The 13,813-nt window shown below is 61.4% G+C and carries 9 protein-coding genes; 5 read left to right on the top strand and 4 right to left on the bottom strand.

Annotated features, from left to right (window positions below; genetic code table 11):
* Nucleotides 1-88: 88 nt before the first annotated feature.
* A complete protein-coding gene (ettA, locus tag AC1RT4_RS26715) occupies nucleotides 89-1,753 on the bottom strand; it encodes an energy-dependent translational throttle protein EttA (protein WP_007950976.1) in 1,665 nt (554 codons plus the stop codon).
* A 286-nt stretch (nucleotides 1,754-2,039) separates the two neighbouring features.
* Between ettA and morA the strand changes: the two genes are divergently transcribed.
* From morA to AC1RT4_RS26690, 5 genes are all read left to right on the top strand, one after another.
* Nucleotides 2,040-5,888, top strand: a complete 3,849-nt coding sequence (gene morA / locus AC1RT4_RS26710) for a cyclic di-GMP receptor MorA (protein ID WP_493089044.1) — start codon at nucleotides 2,040-2,042, stop codon at nucleotides 5,886-5,888.
* Nucleotides 5,889-6,126: 238 nt separating this feature from the next.
* A complete protein-coding gene (glyA, locus tag AC1RT4_RS26705; protein ID WP_007950978.1) occupies nucleotides 6,127-7,380 on the top strand; it encodes a serine hydroxymethyltransferase in 1,254 nt (417 codons plus the stop codon).
* Between the two features lie 276 nt (nucleotides 7,381-7,656).
* Nucleotides 7,657-8,970 (top strand): C4-dicarboxylate transporter DctA, encoded by a 1,314-nt coding sequence (locus AC1RT4_RS26700; RefSeq protein ID WP_085608708.1) that lies wholly within the window; start codon nucleotides 7,657-7,659, stop codon nucleotides 8,968-8,970.
* A gap of 49 nt (nucleotides 8,971-9,019) precedes the next feature.
* Complete coding sequence (locus AC1RT4_RS26695) at nucleotides 9,020-9,724, top strand: FadR/GntR family transcriptional regulator (protein ID WP_007950980.1); 705 nt, start codon at nucleotides 9,020-9,022, stop codon at nucleotides 9,722-9,724.
* A 24-nt stretch (nucleotides 9,725-9,748) separates the two neighbouring features.
* Nucleotides 9,749-10,444 carry a GntR family transcriptional regulator gene (locus AC1RT4_RS26690; RefSeq protein WP_493089042.1) on the top strand — a complete coding sequence of 232 codons (696 nt, stop codon included), beginning with the start codon at nucleotides 9,749-9,751 and terminating at the stop codon, nucleotides 10,442-10,444.
* Nucleotides 10,445-10,457: 13 nt separating this feature from the next.
* Here the strand turns inward: AC1RT4_RS26690 and yjiA are convergent, their stop codons facing one another.
* The 3 genes from yjiA to AC1RT4_RS26675 form a co-directional block, all read right to left on the bottom strand.
* The gene (gene yjiA, locus AC1RT4_RS26685) at nucleotides 10,458-11,429 is read right to left on the bottom strand and encodes a GTPase (RefSeq protein ID WP_493089040.1); all 972 of its coding nucleotides are present in this window, start codon (nucleotides 11,427-11,429) and stop codon (nucleotides 10,458-10,460) included.
* Nucleotides 11,430-11,517: 88 nt separating this feature from the next.
* Nucleotides 11,518-11,715 carry a YbdD/YjiX family protein gene (locus tag AC1RT4_RS26680; protein WP_003228401.1) on the bottom strand — a complete coding sequence of 66 codons (198 nt, stop codon included), beginning with the start codon at nucleotides 11,713-11,715 and terminating at the stop codon, nucleotides 11,518-11,520.
* 15 nt (nucleotides 11,716-11,730) lie between these two features.
* Nucleotides 11,731-13,797 (bottom strand): carbon starvation CstA family protein, encoded by a 2,067-nt coding sequence (locus AC1RT4_RS26675; RefSeq protein WP_007950983.1) that lies wholly within the window; start codon nucleotides 13,795-13,797, stop codon nucleotides 11,731-11,733.
* Nucleotides 13,798-13,813 lie beyond the last annotated feature (16 nt).

Genomic DNA, 13,813 nt, shown 5'->3' with positions numbered 1-13,813 from the left:
ATAGTACACACGCTATAAAACAGTCTGCATTGCAGGCAAAAAAAAGCGGAGCCCGAAGGCTCCGCTTTTTCATGCAACCAACCTGAAATCAGGCCAGTTTCTTGTGGCGTACCCGGTGTGGCTGGGCCGCTGCTTCGCCGAGGCGCTTTTTGCGATCGGCTTCGTACTCGGTGTAGTTGCCTTCGAAGAACACCGCTTGCGAGTCGTCTTCGTACGCCAGGATGTGAGTCGCGACGCGGTCAAGGAACCACCGATCGTGAGAGATCACAATAGCGGCGCCCGGGAAGTCCAGCAGGGCTTCTTCCAGGGAACGCAGGGTTTCAACGTCGAGGTCGTTGGACGGTTCGTCGAGCAGCAGGACGTTGCCACCCTCCTTCAGGGTCAGCGCCAAGTGCAGACGACCGCGCTCACCACCGGACAGATCCTTGACGAACTTCTGCTGATCGCCGCCCTTGAAGTTGAAGCGACCGACGTAGGTACGCGACGGGATCTCGTAGTTGCCGATGCGGATCTGGTCGGAACCGTCGGAGATCTGCTGGAACACGGTCTTGCTGCCGTCGAGGTCTTCGCGGCTCTGGTCAACGCAGGCCAGTTGCACGGTTTCGCCGATCTCGATGCTGCCGGAGTCCGGGGTTTCCTTGCCCATCAGCATGCGGAACAGGGTCGACTTACCGGCACCGTTACCGCCGATCACGCCGACGATGGCGCCTTTCGGCATCGAGAACGACAGGTTGTCGATCAGTACGCGATCGCCGTAGCCCTTGGTGACGTTCTTGAATTCGATGACCTTGTCACCCAAGCGCGGACCGGCCGGGATGTAGATCTCGTTGGTTTCCGAACGCTTCTGGAATTCCTGCGACTGCATTTCTTCGAAGCGTTGCAGACGTGCCTTGGATTTCGACTGGCGGGCCTTGGCGCCTTTGCGCACCCACTCCAGTTCTTCCTTCATGGCTTTTTCGTGAGCCGATTGCTGCTTGGATTCCTGGGCCAGACGATCGGACTTGGCTTCCAGCCAACCCGAGTAGTTGCCCTCGTAAGGAATGCCCGCGCCGCGGTCGAGTTCCAGAATCCAGCCGGCGACGTTGTCCAGGAAGTAACGGTCGTGCGTGATCGCTACCACAGTGCCCGGGAAGTCGTGCAGGAAGTGTTCGAGCCACGCAACGGAGTCGGCGTCCAGGTGGTTGGTCGGTTCGTCGAGCAGCAGCATGTCCGGGGCGGACAGCAGCAGACGGCACAGGGCCACACGACGCTTTTCACCACCGGAAAGGTGTTCGACCTTGGCGTCCCAGGCCGGTAGACGCAGCGCATCGGCGGCGACTTCCAGCTGACGCTCCAGGTTGTGACCGTCGCTGGCCTGCAGGATCGCTTCGAGCTTGGCCTGTTCGGCGGCCAGCTTGTCGAAGTCGGCATCCGGGTCGGCGTAGGCGGCGTAGACCTCGTCCAGACGCGCTTGCGCATCCTTGATCACGCTGACCGCTTCCTCGACCACTTCACGCACGGTCTTGGTCGGATCCAGTTGCGGCTCTTGCGGCAGGTAACCGATGTTCAGTTCCGGCATCGGGCGCGCTTCGCCTTCGAACTCGGTGTCGACGCCGGCCATGATTTTCAGCAGCGTGGATTTACCCGAACCGTTGAGGCCGAGTACGCCGATCTTGGCGCCGGGGAAGAAAGACAGCGAAATGTTTTTCAGGATTTCCCGCTTCGGCGGAACAACTTTGCCCAGCCGATGCATGGTGAAGACGTATTGAGCCATGGAGAACCTTGGGTCAGTGACAGATGAATGATTGGAGCGCAGGCGATGCCCGGCCAGACCATGCGCGTCGTTCACTTGATGGTGATCAATGCGTGCGCGCTGAAAAAAGTCTGATTCTAGGAGCTGGAACGCTCCCGCGTAACCGGCAAAGCTACCTTAATGATGAAAGGCAGTCCAGCCGAGTGGGGCTGGCACTTCGCCACAACTCAAGGCATGCTAGCCGCCCCTTGGGCGTCCGGCTTATAGTGCACGTCGCGCCAGTCCAGCCAGACCGCAGGATTACAGCTTGTCCAACGTCACTCCGCCAGCCTCTGTGAGCAGCACCCAACCGGCGCCCGGCTCGTCCCTGCGCGGAACATTGAAAGGCGCGCTGGCGACACTGGTGCTGTTGCTGCTCGCGCTGCTGTTCTGGCAGCTGCTCGATCAACTGCGCGAAACCCAGAAAAACCAGCGTCAGTACACCATCGACTACACCGCCGACCTCGCTGCTCAGGTCAGCCTGAACATGGCGCTGAACGCGCAGATCGCCCTCAATCTGCTACCGATCGTCGAACAGCCCCAGTCGGCCGACGAACAGCAGGCGCTGCTGCGCAAGCTCCAGCAATCGCTGCCTGACCTGCGCAGCCTGGCCCTGCTCAGCCCGTCAGGCAAAATCCTCAGCGACAGCGCCACGGACAGCCACGACGCCGATTACCTCAGCGATCTGGTTCGCCGCAGTCGCGCTCAGGCCCACTACTTCAGCAACGCCGACGACGGTTCGGTGGTGCATCTGTTGCTGCATCAGGCCAGTGGCAGCACGCGCGGTTACTGGGCGCTGCGCCTGACACCGACCTTCTTCGACGCACTGACCAAACAGGGCGACAGCGGCATTCGCCCGCTGTGGCTGGTGGAAAACCGCGTCAACCATCAGATCATCAGCCGCGACGAAGCCCTGCCTTCCACCAAGACCAGCACCCTGACCCCGGACGATCTCGCCAACAGCGTGCTGACCGTGCCGCTGAGCAGCAGCGACTGGCAACTGCGTGGCCTGTTCGACCGTCAGCATGTGCTCGAACAACTGCTGCCGGCGTTCATCGGCAAATGTCTGCTGGGCCTGGCGCTCTCGCTGCTGCCGTTTATCGCGTTGCTCAACATGCGTCGCCGTCAGCGTCAGGTGCATGAAGGGCGTCGGCGTTATCAGGATATTTTCGAAGGCACCGGGGTGGCGTTGTGCGTGCTGGATCTTTCGGGGCTCAAGCAGGTTTTCGAAAAGGCCCAGATCCAGACCAGCGACCAGCTCAAGGCCTGGCTCGACCAACCGGCGCAGCGCCAGCAATTGCTCCACGAACTGCGGGTCACCGAGGTCAACCAGGTCGCGCTGCAACTGCTCAACGTCAATTCCTGCGACCACGCCTGGCAACTGTTGATTGACGGCCAGCCGCACAGTCAGTGCGCCATCGGCAATCAGGTGCTCGACGCCGTGCTCCAGCAGCAAAAGCAGCTGGAACTGGAAATCAAGTTGCCGGACATCAATGGCCGCGACCAGCACCTGTGGCTGGTGCTGCGCCTGCCGCAGGAACAGCACGACTACAAGGCCGTGATCCTGAGCATCAACGACATCACCAGCCGCAAGCTGATCGAACTGTCACTGCTGGAGCGCGAAGGTTTCTGGTCGGACGTGGTGCGTACCGTGCCGGATCATCTGTACGTGCAGGACGTGATCAGCCAGCGGATGATTTTCAGCAACCACCACCTCGGCCAGACCCTCGGTTACAACCGTACCGAGCTGCATCAGATGGGCGAATACTTCTGGGAAATCCTCCTGCACCCGGAAGACGCCGACTACTACCATCGCTCGCGGCAGATGCAGCGTCACGCCGGTTACAGCCAGTTGTTGCAATGCCAGCTGCGCTTCCGTCATCGCGATGGCAAGTGGCGGCGCTTCGATATTCGCGAACAGGCGCTGGCCCGGGACAAGCACGATCAGGTCACGCGGATCATCGGCGTGGCCAAAGACATCACCGAGCAGATCGAAGCCAGCGAATCGTTGCGCGACAGCGAACAACGCTACCGGATGCTCGCCGAAAGCATCAGCGACGTGATCTTCTCCACCGACAGCAAGCTCTCGCTGAACTACGTCAGCCCGTCGGTGCAAGCGGTGCTGGGTTATGACGCCGAATGGATTTTCCAGAACGGCTGGCAGTCGACCATCGCCAACCCGCAGCAGCTGAGCGGCATCTATCACCTGATGGATCGGGTCAGCAAAGCCTTGGGCAAACCCGAGCAACTGGTGGTTTTGCGCAGCCAGGTGCAGACCCAGATGTTCCTGTTCGACTGCCTGCGCGCCGACGGTCGCAAGATCCCGATCGAACTGCGTCTGGTGCTGGTGTGGGACGAACACGGCGCCTTCGAAGGCGTGCTCGGGGTCGGTCGCGATATCAGCCAGCAGCGCCGCGCCGAGAAAGACCTGCGCATGGCGGCCACGGTATTCGAGCACTCGACCTCGGCGATCCTGATCACCGACCCGGCCGGCTACATCGTCCAGGCCAACGAGGCGTTCAGCCGGGTCAGCGGCTACGCGGTGAGCGAAGTGCTCGACCAATTGCCGAACATGCTCACCGTCGACGAACAGCAGGACGCGCACCTGCGCTACGTGCTCAAGCAGCTGCATCAGCACAGCACCTGGGAAGGTGAAGTCTGGCTCAAGCGTCGCAACGGCGAGCACTACCCGGCGTGGGTCGGCATCACCGCCGTGCTCGATGACGAGGGCGATCTGGCCAGTTACGTGTGCTTCTTCAGCGACATCAGCGAGCGCAAGGCCAGCGAGCAGCGGATTCACCGCCTCGCCTACTACGACGCCCTGACCCACCTGCCGAACCGCACGCTGTTCCAGGATCGCCTGCACACCGCGCTGCAGTCGGCCGAGCGGCAGAAGTCGTGGGTGGTGCTGATGTTCCTCGACCTCGACCGTTTCAAACCGATCAACGACTCCCTCGGCCACGCCGCCGGCGACCGCATGCTCAAGGACATGGCCACGCGGTTGCTGGCCTGCGTCGACGATGACGACACCGTGGCGCGGATGGGCGGCGACGAATTCACCCTGTTGCTGCAACACCGTTCCAGCCGTGAGATGGCGCTGAACCGTGCGATCCACGTGGCCGAGCAGATTCTTGCCAGCCTCGTACGGCCGTTCGTGCTCGAAGGTCGCGAGTTCTTCGTCACCGCCAGTATCGGCATCGCCCTGAGCCCGCAGGACGGCAACGAACTCAGCCAGTTGATGAAGAACGCCGACACCGCGATGTACCACGCCAAGGAACGCGGCAAGAACAACTTCCAGTTCTACCAGGCCGACATGAACGCCAGTGCGCTGGAGCGTCTGGAGCTGGAAAGCGATCTGCGCCACGCCCTCGAGCAGAACGAATTCGTGCTGTATTACCAGCCGCAGTTCAGCGGCGACGGCAAACGCCTGACCGGCGCCGAAGCCCTGCTGCGCTGGCGTCATCCACGTCGCGGGCTGGTGCCGCCGGGGGACTTCATCCCGGTACTCGAAGAACTCGGGCTGGTGGTGGACGTCGGCGACTGGGTGATCAGCGAGGCCTGCCGTCAGCTGAAGACCTGGCACCAGAGCCGCGTGCGCGTGCCGAAGGTCTCGGTGAACATTTCCGCCCGGCAGTTCTCCGACGGCCAGCTCGGCACGCGGATCGCCACCATCCTCAAGGAAACCGGCCTGCCGCCGGCGTGTCTGGAGCTGGAGCTGACCGAAAGTATCCTGATGCGCGAAGTCAGCGAGGCGATGCAGATCCTTGCCGGCCTGAAGAACCTCGGCCTGAGCATCGCGGTCGACGACTTCGGCACCGGTTACTCGTCGCTGAACTACCTCAAGCAATTCCCGATCGACGTACTGAAGATCGACCGCACCTTCGTCGACGGCCTGCCGTCCGGCGAGCAGGATGCGCAGATCGCCCGAGCAATCATCGCCATGGCCCACAGCCTGAATCTGGCGGTGATCGCCGAGGGAGTGGAAACCCATGAGCAACTGGATTTCCTGCGCGAGCATGGTTGCGACGAGGTTCAGGGCTATCTGTTCGGGCGGCCGATGCCGGCGGGCCGGTTCGAGGCGCAGTTCAGCAATGATGCGCTGTTCATGTTCGACTGAAGATCGGCGGCGCGATCTTCGCGAGCAAGCTCGCTTCCACAGGGATTGATGTCGATCACAAAATCGCGGGCCGGCCTCGGTTATTGTGCGAACCGGCTGGTCAACGAAGGCCGGCACGGACGCCACATATCTGGTCATGAACGCCACTTGTCTGCGACATGATGTCGTTTCATATGCCATCCAAAACCCGATGGGTTAGAATGCCCCCCTTTTCTGCCCCCGATCCTTGAGGACCGCCATGTTCAGCCGTGATTTGACTATTGCCAAGTACGACGCCGATCTTTTTGCCGCCATGGAGCAAGAAGCCCAGCGCCAGGAAGAACACATCGAGCTGATCGCTTCGGAGAACTACACCAGCCCAGCGGTGATGGAAGCTCAAGGCTCGGTACTGACCAACAAGTACGCCGAAGGCTACCCGGGCAAGCGCTACTACGGTGGTTGCGAGTACGTAGACGTTGTTGAACAACTGGCCATCGACCGCGCCAAGGAACTGTTCGGCGCCGACTACGCCAACGTTCAGCCGCACGCAGGCTCCCAAGCCAACGCCGCTGTCTACCTGGCCCTGCTGTCGGCCGGTGACACCATCCTGGGCATGAGCCTGGCTCACGGCGGTCACCTGACCCACGGCGCCAGCGTTTCCTCCTCCGGCAAGCTGTACAACGCCATCCAGTACGGCATCGACGCCAACGGCCTGATCGACTACGACGAAGTCGAGCGTCTGGCGGTTGAACACAAGCCGAAAATGATCGTGGCCGGTTTCTCTGCCTACTCGCAGATCCTCGACTTCCCGCGCTTCCGCGCCATCGCCGACAAGGTTGGCGCCTACCTGTTCGTCGACATGGCTCACGTGGCCGGTCTGGTCGCCGCTGGCGTCTACCCGAACCCGGTTCCATTCGCTGACGTCGTGACCACCACCACCCACAAGACCCTGCGCGGTCCACGTGGTGGCCTGATCCTGGCCAAGGCCAACGCTGACATCGAGAAGAAGCTGAACTCCGCCGTATTCCCGGGCGCCCAGGGTGGCCCTCTGGAGCACGTGATCGCCGCCAAAGCGATCTGCTTCAAGGAAGCACTGCAGCCTGAGTTCAAGGCTTACCAGCAACAAGTGGTGAAAAACGCCCAGGCCATGGCCGGCGTGTTCATCGAACGCGGTTTCGACGTGGTTTCCGGCGGTACTGAAAACCACCTGTTCCTGCTGTCGCTGATCAAGCAGGAAATCTCCGGTAAAGACGCCGACGCCGCTCTGGGCAAAGCGTTCATCACCGTGAACAAGAACTCCGTGCCAAACGACCCACGCTCCCCGTTCGTCACCTCCGGCCTGCGCTTCGGCACTCCGGCTGTGACCACTCGCGGCTTCAAAGAGGCCGAGTGCAAAGAGCTGGCCGGCTGGATCTGCGACATCCTGGCTGACCTGAACAACGAAGCGGTGATCGACGCCGTTCGTGAGAAAGTCAAAGCCATCTGCAAGAAACTGCCGGTATACGGCGCTTAATTGCGACGTTAAAACCGCAGCATGAAAAACCGGCCAGTGATGGCCGGTTTTTTTTCGCCCGCAAAAAAGTTTCGGACTGCGAATGGCTCAAGGTCGGGGCCTCGCGCCTAACTGGTCAGACCGGTCATGCCAATTCGTCATTTTTCACTTGCGATCCGTAAAAAACAGCGCCTAGACTGCACCCGCACTGGACATACCGGTAAGACCACAATAATTAAGTCCTGAATCTGATGCGCCCCGCGCACGGCTGCCAGGACACCGACCAGGATTCCTCCCATGCTCAGATGGTGCTCGCGTTCAATCTTCCTCCAAGTGGTTCTCGGACTGGTGCTCGGCATCGTCTGCGGGCTGACCCTTCCTGAATACTCGGCCCAGCTCAAACCGCTGGGCGACGGTTTCATCAAACTGATCAAGATGCTCATCGGCCTGATCGTGTTCTGCGTGGTGGTCAGCGGCATCAGCGGCGCCGGCGACCTGAAGAAGGTCGGGCGCATCGGCCTCAAGTCGGTGATCTACTTCGAAGTGCTGACCACCATCGCCCTGGTGATCGGTCTGGTGTTCGCGTTCAGCACCGGGATCGGCAGTGGCGCCAATATCCATCTGGAGCAGCTGTCCGCCGCCGACATGGGCGACATCGCCGAGCGCGGCCAGCACATGCACACCACCACCCAGTTCCTGATGGACCTGATCCCGACCTCGGTACTCGGCGCCTTTGCCGACAACAACATTCTGCAAGTCCTGCTGTTCTCGGTGCTGTTCGGCAGCGCGCTGAATCTGGTGGGCGAAGCCGCTTCCGGGATCTCGCGGCTGATCAACGAATTGAGCCATGTGATCTTCCGCATCATGGGCATGATCGTGCGTCTGGCGCCGATCGGCGTGTTCGGCGCCATCGCCTTCACCACCAGCAAATATGGCCTCGATTCCCTGCAACACCTGGGCAGCCTGGTCGGCTTGTTCTACCTGACCTGCATCGCCTTCGTCGCGCTGATTCTCGGTCTGGTGATGCGCCTGTCCGGTCTGCGTATGTGGCCGTTGCTCAAGTACCTGCGCGAAGAACTGCTGATCGTCATGGGCACCGCCTCCTCCGATGCCGTGCTGCCGCAGATCATGCGCAAGCTTGAACATCTGGGCATCGGCAGCTCGACCGTCGGGCTGGTGATTCCAACCGGCTACTCGTTCAACCTCGACGGCTTTTCGATCTACCTGACCCTGGCCATCGTGTTCATCGCCAACGCCACGGGCACGCCGCTGGCCATGACCGATCTGCTGACAATTCTGTTGGTGTCGCTGATTACCTCCAAAGGCGCCCACGGCATTCCCGGTTCGGCGCTGGTGATTCTGGCGGCCACGCTGACGGCCATCCCGGCGATTCCGGTGGTCGGTCTGGTGCTGGTGCTGGCGGTGGACTGGTTCATGGGCATCGGCCGCGCGCTGACCAACCTGATCGGCAACTGCGTCGCCACCGTGGCCATCGCCCGCTGGGAAAAGGACATCGACGTGCAGCGGGCGAACAAGGTGCTCAACGGCGAGCAGGGCTATAACTTTCAGCCGAGAAAAACGGTCGCTCAAGCGGCGGCCAAAGAATTCTGAATGAGCGCCGTGCCTGCGCCAATGCAGGCACGGCTCATGGAGCGAACACGTGATTACTACATCAACCGTCGTCAACTCAGTGGTGGAAAAACTCCGGGCCGCGCTGGCCCGTGGTCAGTGGCGCTCCGGCGAGATGCTGCCGGGTCAGCGCGAGCTGGCCGAACAGCTCGGCATCAGCCGCCCGAGCCTGCGCGAAGCGGTAATCGTGCTGGAAACCCTCGGCCTGGTGCGCTCGATGCCGGGCAAAGGCGTGGTGGTCCTCGACGCGCAGGCCAGTGACAGTCAAAGCCACGACAGCGCAGTAGCCGGTGCCAGCCTCGAAGACGTGCTGCAACTGCGCTACACCCTCGAACCGTTCATCGTCGGTCTGGTGGCGCAGTCGATCAGCAGCAAGGAAGTCGGGCAACTGCGCCTGACCCTGATGGACATGCGCGAAGCCCTCGAAGCCGGCGACAGCGAAGCCGGGGTCAGCGCCTACATCGCGTTCCACGAGGAGCTGTTCACCCTGACCTCGAACCCGATTTTCCAGAGCGTGGTGCAACAGACCAGCAACGCCCTCAAGCAAAGCGCCGAAGTGCTGCGCAATTCACCGGAGCATCTGGCCGAACGCCTTGAAGAAAACGAAGCCGTGGTGCGCGCGATCCGCAGCAAGAACAGCGCCCAGGCCAGCGCCGAAATGCGCCGGCACATTTTGCGTGAAGGCCAGCGGATGGGCATCGAGCTGAATATTCCGGATGACAACCTGAGCCACTGAAACGCCTCACACTGGAGACCGGCCATGAACAGTCTTGCCACGCCGTCGCACCCTCGCCCGACCTCGGCGGCCCTGCCCTTCTCCCGCCTGCACGCGCCGGTGGACGATCTGTATCCGCGCCTGTTCGACGCGATCCTCGAACAGCGTATCGATGCCGCCAGCCGCTTCACCGAAGAAAGTCTCAAGCAGATGTTCGGCGTCAGCCGCGCCGATGTGCGTCGGGTGCTGACCCAGCTGTCCCACGAACAGATCATCGTGCTACGGGCCAACCATCGACCACGAGTGGCTGCGCCGGATGCCGAGCAGACACGTCAGGCACTGCACGCCCGGCGTCTGGCCGAGAACACGCTGGTGCGGCTGGCTTGTCAGCATGCGCAGGCTGAAGATTTGAAGCGCCTGCGAGCGTTGATCGAACGTGAGCGTCTGGCTGTGGATAAAGATCGGCGCGGGGCGGCCATTCGCCTGTCCGGGGAGTTTCATTTGCAGGTAGCGAAAATGGCGCGGAATGCACCGTTGGCGCATTTTCTCGGCACGTTGGTGCCGCTGACCTCACTGGCGATTGCACGATGCACTGAAACCACGCACAGCTGTTGCGGCTGGCAGGATCACGCCCGGATCGTCGAGGCGATCGAGCGTGATGACGCCGTCGAGGCGGTGTCGCTGATGAACCGTCATCTGGATCATCTGGAGCAGACGATTCTCAGCGGCTCCACGCACTGAAAGCGCGGCGGACTCAGTTCGCCGCTACTTTGGCAAACCCCGTCCGGATCTTCTCTTCCGGCAAATCGTCGGCGATAAACACGATCACGCTTTCCCGCGCCTCGCCTTCCGCCCACTCGGTGTCCCAGTCGAAGCCGTAGAGTTTCAGCACGCCCTGAAACACCAGCCGTCGATCTTCGCCTGCAATGTTCAACACGCCTTTGTAGCGCAGCAGTTGCTTGCCGTGCTCTTCCAGCAGTTCATTCATGAATTCGCTGAGCTGATCGATATCCAGCGGCTGATCGGTACGCAACACCAGACTGGAAATCCGGTCGATGGACGGCGCCTTGCTCACCGGCCGCAAGCTCACCCCGCCGCCGAGATCGGCATTCAGATTGAAACCGCGCACATCGAGCAATTCAGCCAGATCGATGTTGCCGTGCTCCACCACGCGAATCGGTGCACGGCGGTTGATCCGGGTCAGGCGTTCGCTGAGCGCGGTGAACGCGGCCTCGTCCACCAGATCGGTCTTGCTCACCAGCAAGCGGTCGGCAAAACCGATCTGCGCCTGGGCGATTGTCTGGGTCAGGTGCAGCTCGGCGTGAGCGGCGTCTACCAGGGTGATGATGCCGTCGAGCAGATAACGTTCGCGCAGTTCTTCGTCGATGAAAAAAGTCTGCGCCACCGGGGCCGGGTCGGCCAGACCAGTGCATTCGATGACCAACCGATCGAAGGCGATTTCGCCGCTGTCCAGCCGTTCGAGCAGCAGGTACAGGGCTTTGGTCAGATCGGTGTGGATGGTGCAGCAGACGCAGCCGTTGGCCAGGGTCATGACTTGCACCGGCTCGTCGCCCAGCAATTGGGTGTCGATGCCGGCGTCGCTGAATTCGTTTTCGATCACGGCGATTTTCAGGCCGTGCTCGGCTTTCAACAGATGGCGCAGCAAGGTGGTCTTGCCGGCGCCGAGGAAACCGCTGAGCACCGTGACCGGGATGGGAGAAGACAAACTCGATCTCCTTCAATTGCACAAATAAAAATGGGAGCAGGCCGAAAGACCTGCTCCCACCTATCTCTGCTGAACCGCGATCAGCGGGTCAACAGCACTTCGGCCCACCCTTGCCACCGTAACGGGCTTCCTGACGTTCGCGAAAGAACATCTCGTAGCTCATCACCGGTTTGTCCGGGTGTTTGGTCTGCATATGCTCGACGTAGGTGTCGTAGTCGGGCATGCCGACCATCAGGCGCGCGGCCTGACCGAGGTATTTACCGAGGCGACTCAGGTCATTGAACATGCTGCAATCCTCTGGTTACGCGTCCGGCAGGGCCTGGAATGGCGATTCTTTGTCCGTACGCTCTTTTTTGCCCCAGGCGGCGATGCCGACCTTGAGCGCATAGAACAGGATGCTGAATACCACGAACAGGAACAGCGCGGTCAATGTAGCGTTGGTGTAGGCGTTGAAGATCACGTGCTGCATCTGCTCGACGCTTTTCGCCGGCGCCAGCACCTGACCGTTGGCCAGTGCATCACTGTACTTCTTGGCCAGCGACAGGAAGCCGATCGCCGGGTTGGCGTCGAACAGCTTGATGAAGCCAGCGGTCGTGGTGCAGATCAGCAGCCAGGTGGCCGGCAGCAGGGTGACCCAGATGTAGCGCTGACGCTTCATCTTGATCAGGACCACGGTGCCGAGCATCAGCGCGATACCGGCCAGCATCTGGTTGGAGATACCGAACAGCGGCCACAAGGTGTTGATCCCGCCCAGTGGATCGACCACGCCCTGATACAGCAACCAGCCCCACATCGCCACACAACCGGCGGTGGCGATCAGGTTGGCGGACCAGGATTCGGTGCGTTTCAGCGCCGGTACGAAGGAGCCGAGCAGGTCCTGCAGCATGAAGCGACCTGCACGGGTACCGGCATCGACTGCGGTCAGGATGAACAGCGCTTCGAACAGGATCGCGAAGTGGTACCAGAACGCCATGGTGTTTTCACCCGGCAGGACACTGTGCAGGATCTGCGCGATACCGACCGCCAGGGTCGGCGCACCACCGGCACGGGCCAGGATGGTGGTTTCGCCGATGTCATGCGCCACCGCTTGCAGGGCTTCCGGGGTAATTGCAAAGCCCCAGTTGCTGACCGCAGTTGCCACGGACACCACGTCACCGCCGACCACGGCGGCCGGGCTGTTCATGGCGAAGTACACGCCAGGCTCAATCACCGAGGCAGCGACCATGGCCATGATGGCCACGAACGATTCCATCAGCATGCCGCCGTAACCGATGTAACGGGCGTTGGTTTCGTTATCCAGCAGTTTCGGCGTGGTCCCGGAAGAGATCAGCGCGTGGAAACCCGATACCGCACCGCAAGCGATGGTGATGAACAGGAACGGGAACAGACCGCCCTTCCACACCGGGCCGGTGCCGTCGACGAACTGGGTCAGTGCCGGCATTTTCAGCTCGGGCATGGTCACCAGGATGCCGATCGCCAGAGCGACGATGGTACCGATCTTGAGGAAAGTGGAGAGATAGTCACGCGGCGCCAGAATCAGCCACACCGGCAGCGAAGCGGCGACGAAACCGTAACCGACCAGCATCCAGGTAATCTGCACGCCAGTGAAGGTGAAGGCCTTGGCCCAGACCGGATCGGCGGCAATCTGCCCGCCCAGCCAGATCGAACCCAGCAGCAGCAACACGCCGACGACCGAGATCTCGCCGATGCGCCCCGGACGGATGTAGCGCATGTAGATGCCCATGAACATCGCGATCGGGATGGTCGCCATCACGGTGAAGATGCCCCACGGGCTTTCAGCCAGGGCTTTCACCACGATCAGCGCCAGCACCGCGAGGATGATGATCATGATCAGGAAGCAGCCGAACAGGGCAATGGTGCCGGGGATACGGCCCATTTCTTCTCGCACCATGTCGCCCAGCGAACGGCCGTTGCGACGGGTCGACATGAACAGGACCATGAAGTCCTGCACCGCGCCCGCCAGCACCACGCCGGCGATCAGCCACAGCGTACCGGGCAGATAGCCCATCTGCGCCGCCAGTACCGGGCCGACCAGAGGTCCCGCGCCGGCGATGGCCGCGAAGTGGTGACCGAAGAGAATGTGTTTGTTGGTTGGAACGTAGTCCAGACCGTCGTTGTTGAGCACGGCGGGGGTGGCCCGACGCGGATCGAGTTGCATCACATTGTTAGCGATGAACAGACTGTAGTAACGGTACGCAACCAGATAAATGGCCACGGCGGCGACCACAATCCACAAAGCGTTGATCGCCTCGCCTCGGCGCAATGCCACTACGCCAAGGGCGCACGCTCCTACGATTGCCAGCAGCAGCCAGGGTAAGTGGCGTAGCAGGCTATTATTATTTTTCATTTTATTATTCCAGCCA

It is taken from the genome of Pseudomonas sp. GW821-FHT11D10 (assembly GCF_058808435.1).
The sequence above is the reverse complement of the archived record's forward strand: the minus strand, read 5'-3'. Positions and strand labels throughout refer to the sequence as shown.

Excerpts from the sequence above, each read along its gene's own strand:
- glyA (WP_007950978.1), top strand. The coding sequence starts at position 6,127 with ATGTTCAGCCGTGATTTGACTATTGCCAAGTACGACGCCGATCTTTTT.
- AC1RT4_RS26675 (WP_007950983.1), bottom strand. The coding sequence starts at position 13,797 with ATGAAAAATAATAATAGCCTGCTACGCCACTTACCCTGGCTGCTGCTG.
- AC1RT4_RS26700 (WP_085608708.1), top strand. The coding sequence starts at position 7,657 with ATGCTCAGATGGTGCTCGCGTTCAATCTTCCTCCAAGTGGTTCTCGGA.
- AC1RT4_RS26690 (WP_493089042.1), top strand. The coding sequence starts at position 9,749 with ATGAACAGTCTTGCCACGCCGTCGCACCCTCGCCCGACCTCGGCGGCC.
- AC1RT4_RS26680 (WP_003228401.1), bottom strand. The coding sequence starts at position 11,715 with ATGTTCAATGACCTGAGTCGCCTCGGTAAATACCTCGGTCAGGCCGCG.
- ettA (WP_007950976.1), bottom strand. The coding sequence starts at position 1,753 with ATGGCTCAATACGTCTTCACCATGCATCGGCTGGGCAAAGTTGTTCCG.